Here is a 7,648-nt window from a genome sequence, read left to right as displayed (position 1 = left end):
TCAACTTTGCAACAGAACCAAAATTTTCACTTCCTAATCCAAATAAAAAATTTTTTAAACCTTAATATTTCAGTTTCTATATTACCTTGAAACTTAACTTTATTCCAATTGCTTTATTGACGTTGAGCCTCGGAACCCTTAACAATCCCAAAACTTGTCGAATGGTCGGCTTAATAGCTCACGCCATCTCGATATTCATCTGCAATCAATTACTAAATTAAAATTTCATATATCATCATGAATTTCAAATGTTATAATTAAATCAAAGCCAAGATACCCTATTGGGTTTGGTTTCTTATTACTAAAAAATAAACTTTGTTTAAATCTAACCTTCTATTATCTTCTCATTTGATTATTTCTCTTTTGTGTCTTCTTCTTTTTCTGATGATTAATATTGTTTTGCTTTTCAGTTTCGTTCGCATAGTACATAAGAAAGTCACTAGCATTTATCGTTGGTAAATTAATGCGATTCAATTGTTCATATTCATGTTCAAAATGGTTATCGTCATCATTTCTATCCACTTGATGAATATGTTTTTCAATAACTTCTTCTTGATCGACATGATTATATTTCTCAAGTTTAATGAGTAATTGAACTTTCTCATTAGGTGTTTGGTTTTTTACTTTTTCAAAGTTCTTATCTCCTATATCTATTCTTAAATCATCATCAATATGTTCTTTATAACTATCGATTTCTTTTTCTTTTTCCTTAATAAATTGCAACTCAACGTTATATTCAAAGCTATCTTTTTCTAAATTTTTAAGATGTCTTTGACTAAAGAAAATATCCTTACTCGCTTTTTTATAGGTATCTTCTAACAATACATCATTAGGAATATTATTATTTTGTTTGAATAGGTATTGAACATGAGTGGCTTTTATAAAGTTACCTTTTTGTGCCTCATCAACAATAAATGCTTTCTCATCATGGCTAAAATGATGATGAGATTTAGGGTACATTTGCTGAACAATTATATTATTTTTCTCACTTTCAGTTAAATAAACATCTTTAGCTGATTGATAAATTTCTTTACGTTTTTCTTCTCTACTTTCTAATTTATTCTTTTCATTGAGTAATTCTTTATAGTTAGATTTAACAGTATTAATAAATTCTTGTTGACTATATCCTTTAGTTTCAATATCTCTTCTAAATTGATAATTAGTATCATAATTGTCAGCATAGAATTTCAATTGACGTCTCTTAATTTCATTTTTAAGTAAGTCATTTTGAATTTTACGACCAAAGGTAGACGCACTATCAAACGTATTTTTTAGTGTTTCTTTCGCCTCTATATAGCCAACATCACGTTGATATCTATCAAATAAAATAGAATAACTTTGTTCATTTTTGCTTACTTGATCATTAGCGTTTTGAACAAGTAAGCTAATTGCATTTTGTGCTTGTTCTTTCTCTTTATCGTTATATACTTCTGATAATTCGCCAAGATTGTATTGTCTAATCTGTTCATTTTTCTGTCCGTAATAAGTAATGGGTTGATACTCAATACCCTCTTTTTCACAGCGTCTTTGTTCATTTTTTTCTAGTCGATATTCTCCTCTTGTCAGTGGAATTTCGGCAATTTTGTCTAAACCTTGATCTTCAAAAGAACGACTATCATATCGTCTTAAACTTTGTTCACGTTCTGAATATTGATTTAATTTTAATTCCCAATGCTTACGAATTTCTTTGAAATCAAAGTCGGCAAAACGTTCTTGCTTTCTTACTTTATTACCATTTTTATTTAAAATCGCATGACCATTTTCATCATATCGAGTTCTCGTTTTTGTCTTTTTTCCCCAAGTACCGTCTGAATTAAAAGGTCTTTGAGTCAGTAATACATGAGCGTGTGGATTGTTCATATCATCTCTATGAATTGAAATGTCAGCCACCATTCCTTTGTCTACAAACTCACTTTTTATAAAATCTTTTGTTAATTCTGTTTGTACTTCTCTATCAAAATCATTAGGCAAACTTAATAAAACTTCTTTTGCTAATCTAGGATTTTTCGTTTTCGCATTATTCTTTTCAACTTTATCGACTTCATTCCATAAACGTTGTCTATCTTTAGTCCATTCGGGTGCATGTTGAGGAGTTAAAATCATGCTTTCAGGCTTAACAGTATGATTTCTAAACTTAATTTTTTCATCTGTACGTTCACTATATAATGCTTCATCAGAACGATAAGACGCTGACGCAATGATATTTTTTGTTGCTCGATTAATGTTAGTCACTCTCAACATAAAGTAACCTTTATTCATGATTTTACCTCCTCTCTTTTCTATTTTTTTACCCCTGTGGGAACTATAATGATCAACCAGTATGGTTGCCCATTTTTATGCCAATTTTCAATTTGCATGTAAATGGGCAGTGTCTTAAGAACTGGTTATATTATACCATGAATGAGCGATTTACCCAATGAATTATGGTATGCTTTATATAGATAAACTAAGGGAGTTTTTTAATGTCTAAAATCAAACAAACAGATATTACGAAATTAAGTCAATTAGAACAACAAATTGAACAACTGAAAAATCAAAAGAAAAAACAAGAAGAGCAACTATCCAATAAAATTGGTGGTTATTTTTTAAACGAACTTGATTTAAATATAATCAACTCTAGTGATGAATTGTATACAATCATGGATAAAGTCATTGAAGAATTTAATAAAAGTATCGAACAAAATAGCAGCGACGGGAACAACGAAAATTTAACAGAAAACAAAACTAACCAGAATAGTAAGTGATACGATGAATGATTTTAAAAATCTCAAAAAAACAAATGCTGCAATTGAAAAAGCTGAATTAAGAAAAAATAGATTAAAAAATTTAGATAGAAAAGAAAGAGCGCATAGACTTATTCGAAAAGGTGCAATGCTTGAAAAATATTTTGAATGTGAACATTTAAGTCCAGATGAAACAGAAGAATTATTAAAGATGTATGCCAACTACATTAATATAAATAAACCAAATAAATTTAAAAAGAAGTAATATATCATGCTTACAAATACTTGGTTTCACTAAAAAGAAAAAATTGTTGATAGTAGTAACAATGAATAATAATTGTTTATAAAAATGGGACTAAAACTTTTCGATTTTAGTCCTACTTACTTAATTAATTAGATTTCATTGAAAATAAAGTTCGCCTACAATTAAGAGAACATCTAATTAAAGATATTCTCTAATTGGATCATTGTTGACTTATTAAGTTGTATTATTGATTAAATAAAGAAGTAATGGGTAAATTGTCACGTCGTTTATTAAGCGTATGTACTTCTGCAAATTCAGATTTAAGAGATTTCATTAAGTACCCTTGCATTGCTTCAACGGTTTCATTTTTTTGAATTAATGTAGCTTTAAAACGCTTAAGAACACTAACAATTTCAAATTCCATATCTTCTAATAAATAATATGCATCAATAGAATTGTTGAAGGATGTTTTGGCTTTTAATAACACAGATTTAATAAGTTTAATTTCAGTTACAGAAAAGTTACTTAAATAAGTTTGAATACTTTGTGGTAGTTCTTCTAGTAATTGAAATTTTAAAGCTTCATCATTAAATTTTGAATAATAGTGATTTGAATGATTTGTATGATTACTAGAATATGTTAATTTCTTATCATTCATATCATGCGTATCATTACTATTAGTCTTAATATAATCAGTGTCATTATAATCAGTATCATTAGACTGTGAATTTGGAAGTTCTTGACCACTTAAATTCACAGTTCTAGAACTTCCAAATTCATTGTTCTGGAACTGTGAATTTGGAAGTTCCTTGATATGACTGGTTTCAACATCATAATTAGGTTTTAATAGGTATAATCTATTTGGTTTATTAAGGCCAACACGTTCTTGAGTTAGTAAATTAAATTTTATTAACTCTTTTTTCAATTTTATAATTTTTTGTTCTGCATAACCTAAGTATTCACACAAATGTTTATTACTGAAAATAAAGTAAATATTATTATTTTTATCTACCCATTCATTTTGGAGGGATAATTCAAAACGATCTTTTAATAACGCATACATAATTTTGGCTTCTGCAGACATTTTCTTAAAATATGCATCTTCAAATAAATATTTAGGCAGTTGATAAAATCTTTCAGTTTTTACTTGTGATAAATTATATTTTTCAAAATTGGGCATAATAAAAACCTCATTTCCATTTTGGGATTGAGGTAATAAAACAATTTTTACGTAAGTTATATGTTTTGTGCTTGCACTTAGATGATTAGATATATATAATACAAGTATCAAAAAAATATATAAACAAACGAGTGCGAATCGTTTTATTACCGAGAGTCGATGCTACGCCAATAGCATCGACTCTTTTAATATTTATAAAGTAATATTAACACTTTCAATTGCGTATATAAAGAGTTTTAAATGTAATTAAAAGTACACCTAAAACTACCAAACGTATAATTCGATATTTTAGTACCTAATTAAGTAGCAAAAACATTTTATGGGTGGATAATTAGGCATTTAGGTAGTTAATAGATAGTAAATTTAGTACTAAATGATGAAAAGAATTTTGTTAGGTGGTAAAATTTAGGTACTAAATTAGGTACCTAAGGGTGAATATTATGAAAACTATTAAAATGATTGCTGATGAATTAGGTGTAACTAAACAAACTATTGTTAATAATGCTAAAAGATTAAATATATCTTTTGAAAAAGAAAGTGGAATTAATTATATTAAAGATAATGATTATTTAAAAATTATAGAAAAAATCACTAAGAAAGAGAGAACAACCCATAATAAAGAATCAGTAAAAAAAGAATTATTTAATGAAAATACTGCAAAAGTTGAAAAGTATATACATAATAATTCAAATAGTTCTGAGACATTAAAAACAAAAGTAAATGAATTAGAAAAGCAAATAGAAATCTTTGAAACTAGAGCTAAAAATGATGAAAAATATATTGAGAATCTAACTAAACAATTAGATCAACAAAATAGCAATGTTAATACATTAAATAAACTGTTGGAGAATCAACAAATATTATCTTTAGAAAACAATAAAAAAATTCAAAAACTAGAAAGCCAATTAGAAGAAGAAAGACAGCTTAATTATTCTTTTGATACAACGATGAATAATAGACAGAATATTAATCCACAAGAAGCAACTTTTACTGAAGAATATCAAAATATCAACCAACAACAAAAAGAATGTCAACCAACTGAAGTAAATCATAAAAATATAATTGAAGAGAACAAGCATGACAGTACAGATGAATTAACAAAAGAGGATAAGTTTGTTGAAAAAACGAAGAGTGATTCCAGTGATAATAGGGAGGCAGAACCACCTAAAAAGAGATTTTGGAGTCGTTTATTTGGTAACTAATTGCAATTAAAAAGACACAACAAGTTCATGAACTTGTTGTGCCTTTTTAATGTGAATCAAACTTCTGATAATCATCGATTATGTAAACAACAGACGTTTAAATATATCAAACAAGTGGAATTTCCAAAATAATAATTAATGGGAAAATAGTGATTGAAAACGAAGATGCACCCATATTTAAATATAGAGATATCAAAGGAGAATTTGAATTAGAAAATGTAACAACTATACGGTTCAGTGTGTTTAAAAGCAAATGAAACTGCAGGCGATATCTATTTTAGCATTATAGGTTTAAACATTGTTGAAGCGAATGTTTAAACCTAAATCAGAAGGGACCTTTTAGTTTTTGGTGTAACTGTAATTCAAGGAGGCTTATCAAAATTAATTACTGCTATTGTAGCATTCTAGTCAAGTAATAGGACGAAATTTCATTTATATAGCTATGAAATTAAGAATAATTGTTTATATAATTTAGTAATCGAAAATTTTTCACTTTATTATTTTGGAGTTATTCTTCTTCCTTTACCTAGTATTATTTGAATAATTGATGAGATTAGCATAACTAAGTTAAATATAAACATCAAAACAAAGATATGCCTGTCTGATTGAATAACAATATCTTGCATTTTTTTTATCCAAACTAATTTATTAAAAACAGTAAATGTATAATTACTATATAGAGATTGAATTGACTCTTGTATACTAGTACTCAAAAGATAAGTGATTAATGGCACAAGTATGGCAGACAAATAATTTCTAATCGTATGCATTGTTATAGATCTATTAGAAGCATATTTTAAATCTCCATCTAATAGTGTAGCCATGGCGCCGCTTAGTAAAGTCATACTTGTACCAAATCCAAGAAGTATTCCTTGGACATACAATAAGTGTATGTTTATATTGCTATTGATTGTAAGCCAATGTATTGTCAAGTACAAAATTGATATTGAACCTAGAGTACCTAAAATCCCTGCACCTAATGAGCTATAAAAAAACATTTTTATAAAACCTGTTATTATAACCCCTAAAAGAAAGAAAAAATAAAATTTCATTGTAATATCAAAAGGTAATTTTAAAGCTTTCATCAAAAAAACATTTATACCAGCTATGCCTGTCAATAAAGTTAGATGAGAAGATATGGCCATAAAAGATCCAATCATTGGTTTTTTGTGAAATAGAGAGGATAAAAAGATAATTGGATCCTCAGATTTTGAATTTGTATAAACAAAATTAACGAAAAATAGGAAACTTATTAATAAAAAAACAATCATATTGAAATCCAGTCTACTTTTTTGAGTAATCATTATCATAGGTAAAGTTAAAAAGATAGTTGAAAATATTAAAAACAACATAGGTAAATAATTAAACTTATCAAATCTTGAAACAGTTCCTTTATCATCTTCTATAAAGAAAACACCTAAAATAAAGCATAATAAACTCGAAATTATGTTGATTATAAAAATCCATTTCCACTTATCCAATTCTAAAGATAGGCTGCCTGAAACTCCTCCAAGTGCATTAGCACCAAATAATCCAATTATTACAATTAATAAAAAAACATTCTTAAATCTTTTCGGAAAGCTTAGAAATAATTTAGGTAGAAGAGTAAAAAATAATATTCCAGTACTAAAACCTTGTATAATTTTTGCCAAAGATAGTGAAAAAATATCAAATGAAAGGATACCTATAATTGAACCTATAAAAAAGGAAAACAAAAAAAATAGTGCTATTTTTTTTGTTCCGAACTTATGTGCAAATATGTGTCCGAAAGGTACTCCTAAAGCAAACATGAAGTTCCCTATGATAGATGGAATAATTAATTGTTTTGATCCTATACCAAATGAAGTTTGTAAAATTCCTTGGTTCAAGCTATAAGCTAAATTGGAAAAAAATTGTGATCCTATACCTATAATTGTTAATACACTTATAATAAATAATTCAATGATTTTTGCCTTTTTTGTTACTAACATACTACTTCTATACTCCCTTTCTTCATAAGATTATACCACGCCTTATTTTAAATTTATATTTCTTTAACGCCCTAATGAAAAAACAATTTTTGAATTTACTTCAAATTTCATGTAAGAGCATAATTAGAATGTACTATTTTTTAAGATAGTTTTGACATATTCAGACATTACAAGATTTCTAGTCATTTCAAAATGTTATCAAAATTATTCTCTATACAATAATTAGCGATTTTTCTATGAATTGTAGCAATACTATTTCTTTTATTCTTGAGTGCAAGGCGTTTAATCTCGTCAATTATGTTTTGTTCGGTTCTGTTGCAAAGTAAAAA

At 27.2% G+C, this 7,648-nt stretch carries 6 protein-coding genes; 3 read left to right on the top strand and 3 right to left on the bottom strand.

Going from position 1 to position 7,648, the window contains the following annotated elements:
- Positions 1–336 precede the first annotated feature (336 nt).
- Positions 337–2,259: a MobA/MobL family protein gene (locus KA828_RS11985; RefSeq protein ID WP_042742806.1), complete on the bottom strand. Its 1,923-nt coding sequence runs from the start codon at positions 2,257–2,259 to the stop codon at positions 337–339.
- A 203-nt stretch (positions 2,260–2,462) separates the two neighbouring features.
- On the opposite strand from KA828_RS11985, the gene KA828_RS11980 reads away from it, so the two are divergent.
- Together KA828_RS11980 and KA828_RS11975 are read left to right on the top strand one after the other, a co-directional pair.
- On the top strand, positions 2,463–2,744 hold the full coding sequence (locus tag KA828_RS11980) for a hypothetical protein (protein WP_210126287.1): 282 nt from the start codon (positions 2,463–2,465) through the stop codon (positions 2,742–2,744).
- A gap of 4 nt (positions 2,745–2,748) precedes the next feature.
- Positions 2,749–2,988, top strand: a complete 240-nt coding sequence (locus KA828_RS11975; protein WP_042742804.1) for a DUF3847 domain-containing protein — start codon at positions 2,749–2,751, stop codon at positions 2,986–2,988.
- A gap of 223 nt (positions 2,989–3,211) precedes the next feature.
- Here KA828_RS11975 and KA828_RS11970 read toward each other — a convergent pair whose 3' ends face one another.
- The gene (locus KA828_RS11970; protein ID WP_210126286.1) at positions 3,212–4,147 is read right to left on the bottom strand and encodes a replication initiator protein A; all 936 of its coding nucleotides are present in this window, start codon (positions 4,145–4,147) and stop codon (positions 3,212–3,214) included.
- A gap of 440 nt (positions 4,148–4,587) precedes the next feature.
- Between KA828_RS11970 and KA828_RS11965 the strand changes: the two genes are divergently transcribed.
- Positions 4,588–5,349: a DUF536 domain-containing protein gene (locus tag KA828_RS11965; RefSeq protein WP_210126285.1), complete on the top strand. Its 762-nt coding sequence runs from the start codon at positions 4,588–4,590 to the stop codon at positions 5,347–5,349.
- Between the two features lie 497 nt (positions 5,350–5,846).
- Here the strand turns inward: KA828_RS11965 and KA828_RS11960 are convergent, their stop codons facing one another.
- A complete protein-coding gene (locus KA828_RS11960) occupies positions 5,847–7,319 on the bottom strand; it encodes an MFS transporter (RefSeq protein WP_031886471.1) in 1,473 nt (490 codons plus the stop codon).
- Positions 7,320–7,648: the final 329 nt, after the last annotated feature.

Origin of the sequence: Staphylococcus sp. GDY8P85P, from assembly GCF_017892405.1 — a bacterium.
GTDB classification, from domain to species: Bacteria; Bacillota; Bacilli; order Staphylococcales; family Staphylococcaceae; genus Staphylococcus; species Staphylococcus borealis.
This window is presented reverse-complemented; position numbering and strand designations above follow the sequence as displayed.

What these genes read in the sequence shown, in the direction of transcription:
- KA828_RS11985 (WP_042742806.1), bottom strand. Translation starts at nt 2,259, where the DNA reads ATGAATAAAGGTTACTTTATGTTGAGAGTGACTAACATTAATCGAGCA.
- KA828_RS11980 (WP_210126287.1), top strand. Translation starts at nt 2,463, where the DNA reads ATGTCTAAAATCAAACAAACAGATATTACGAAATTAAGTCAATTAGAA.
- KA828_RS11975 (WP_042742804.1), top strand. Translation starts at nt 2,749, where the DNA reads ATGAATGATTTTAAAAATCTCAAAAAAACAAATGCTGCAATTGAAAAA.
- KA828_RS11970 (WP_210126286.1), bottom strand. Translation starts at nt 4,147, where the DNA reads ATGCCCAATTTTGAAAAATATAATTTATCACAAGTAAAAACTGAAAGA.
- KA828_RS11965 (WP_210126285.1), top strand. Translation starts at nt 4,588, where the DNA reads ATGAAAACTATTAAAATGATTGCTGATGAATTAGGTGTAACTAAACAA.
- KA828_RS11960 (WP_031886471.1), bottom strand. Translation starts at nt 7,319, where the DNA reads ATGTTAGTAACAAAAAAGGCAAAAATCATTGAATTATTTATTATAAGT.